The sequence below is a fragment of the Albimonas pacifica genome, from assembly GCF_900113695.1.
GTDB lineage: Bacteria > Pseudomonadota > Alphaproteobacteria > Rhodobacterales > Rhodobacteraceae > Albimonas > Albimonas pacifica.
The window spans coordinates 1-1958 of the sequence record NZ_FOQH01000054.1 but is presented as its reverse complement, the minus strand read 5'-3'; the positions used below and the strand labels follow the sequence as shown (position 1 = coordinate 1958).

Here is a 1958-nt window from a genome sequence, read left to right as displayed (position 1 = left end):
CGACGACCTCATAGGGGGGCGTGCCGCCGGTCGGCGCGAGCGTGCCGATCAGGGTTTCGCCGGCGTCGTGCTCGACGGCGCCGACGAGCGTGGGGGCGGCGAGCGTCATGCCGGGAAAGCCCCCTGCATGTGCGCCACGACGGCAGCCCGCTCGACCGACGTCAGCTGCCGATCCAGCACCAGCGCCGCGTAGAGGCGCAGATGGACGCCAAAGAGGGTTGCTCCGCTGTAGCCGCCGCCGACTCGGAAGGCGGCCTCTGTCGATCCGGCGGTCCCGCCGGAGTGCCGGTTGTAGGTCTGCTCCGCCCCGTTGAGGAAGAAACGCTGCTGCCCCGTCGTGGCGCCCGCAAATCGGGACCACTCGGCGATCGTGTCCAGCGACCCGAAGTTGCGCGGCACAGGCCCGTTGAAGACGACGGCGCCGTCGTTGTGGACCGTGCGCCAGTCGAAGCCGAAGGCTCCGCCGATGGATCCGGCCCCGGATCCTCCCAACTGGAACAGTCGGCGCAGGGTCGAGTCGTTCGGGTTCAGGGGCCGCCAGGCGTAGAGAGCGGTCATCGCCGGGGACGCCGGCATCCCGAACCGGCTCGCGAGGAAGAAGGTCTCAGCCTCGGCCAGCTCGACCCAGACCGCCGCGCCATCGGTCTGCAGGATGCCCTGCTCCGCCAGATTGACCTGCGGAAGGTGGTTGCCGTGCGGACCCAGATCCTCGAGCCAGCCGACCTTGCCGCCGATCGAGGAAGCGGCGCCCCCAGAAGCGACCGCAGCCTGCGACCATCGGAGATCCCAGTACCCGCCCCTCTCGCCGTTCGAGAAGAGATCGAGCACGCCCTGGTATGGCGGGAGCGCGGTCTCGCGCGTCACATCCACCCGCGCGAGATCCCCCATCGCGAGCCGCCCCCGCGCGTCTCGCAGCAGCCCCCGCAGGCGCGTCTCGGTCACGCCAACCGGCCACGCGCCGTCCCCGCCCTGCGGGTTGAAGTGGACCTGGAGACCGGGCGTCACGCGGAAGCGCCCGTGGCCGGCCGATCCGGGGGCGACCTTGTCGCTCATGCCGCCGCCCAGGCGAGCGCGTCGCGCAGAGCGCCGGCCTCGGTCCGAAGGATGGACAGGTCGCCGGAGGAGATGTTGCGCGGCAGCGGGTGGCCGCTCGGCGACCAGCCATAAGCCGGCGCGACGGCGGGATCGCAGCCCGAGCCGAGCACCCGCGCGACCAGGGCGACGCCGGCCGCGTGCGCGGTCGCGATCGCGACCGCGAGGTCGGCGGGGACGACGCCCGGCCAGCCGCGCTCGGCCGCGGCGGCGACGGCCTCGTCGGCATAGCCCGAGAGCGCGCCGACGGTCTCCCACCCCGACTGCAGGCGGCCCAAGATCGAGGCCATCTCGTGGACGGGGATCTCGGTTCGCGTCGCCAGCGCCGCGGCGGCGTCGTGCATCGCGCCGGCGGCGCTCATGGCCGCGAGGACGGCCTGGTCGATATGGGGGCGGGCGGGCATTGCGATACTCCTGCTCAGGGTCTCAGAGGCAGCCCTGCACGCCGAGGGCGTAGAGGCGGATGGCGTGCGCGTAGATCCGGCCGTCGCTCCCGACGAGACCGCTGTCGTGGCCGACTTCGGCGCGGATGTCGCCGGGGCCTTCCAGTCGGCTCAGCTTCCCGTGATGCACGCGCTTGCCCCAGCCGTAGACGGAGGCGTCCCAGGACTGGGCGGAGGAGGCTTTCGTGATCGTGGCGGGGTTGGTCGGCGACGGGCCGAAACGGGCGTTCAGGAACAGCTGGCCCGAGCCGGTGTGGGTCGTCTCGGCCACCAGCAGCAGCGGGCGGCCGACGGCCCGCGCCGTCACCTCTTCGGGGATGTCGAAGTAGATCGAGGACGCGGTGCCGTCGCAGTCCCACTGGAGCGAGCGCCCGTCGGTGGTCGGTCGGAAGTTCGTGACCGAGGACGGCGCGCCCCAGAGCG

At 72.6% G+C, this 1958-nt stretch carries 3 protein-coding genes; all 3 read right to left on the bottom strand.

Going from position 1 to position 1958, the window contains the following annotated elements; translation table 11 throughout:
* Positions 1-105: 105 nt before the first annotated feature.
* Entirely contained in the window at positions 106-1053 is a 948-nt protein-coding gene (locus BM064_RS26580) for a hypothetical protein (protein ID WP_092866619.1), read from the bottom strand.
* On the bottom strand, positions 1050-1496 hold the full coding sequence (locus BM064_RS26575) for a hypothetical protein (RefSeq protein WP_092866616.1): 447 nt from the start codon (positions 1494-1496) through the stop codon (positions 1050-1052). Before BM064_RS26575 ends, BM064_RS26580 begins: the two co-directional genes overlap by 4 nt.
* A 22-nt stretch (positions 1497-1518) precedes the next feature.
* Positions 1519-1958 (bottom strand): hypothetical protein (locus tag BM064_RS27725; RefSeq protein ID WP_177236421.1); only part of this gene is annotated, 440 nt, incomplete at its 5' end.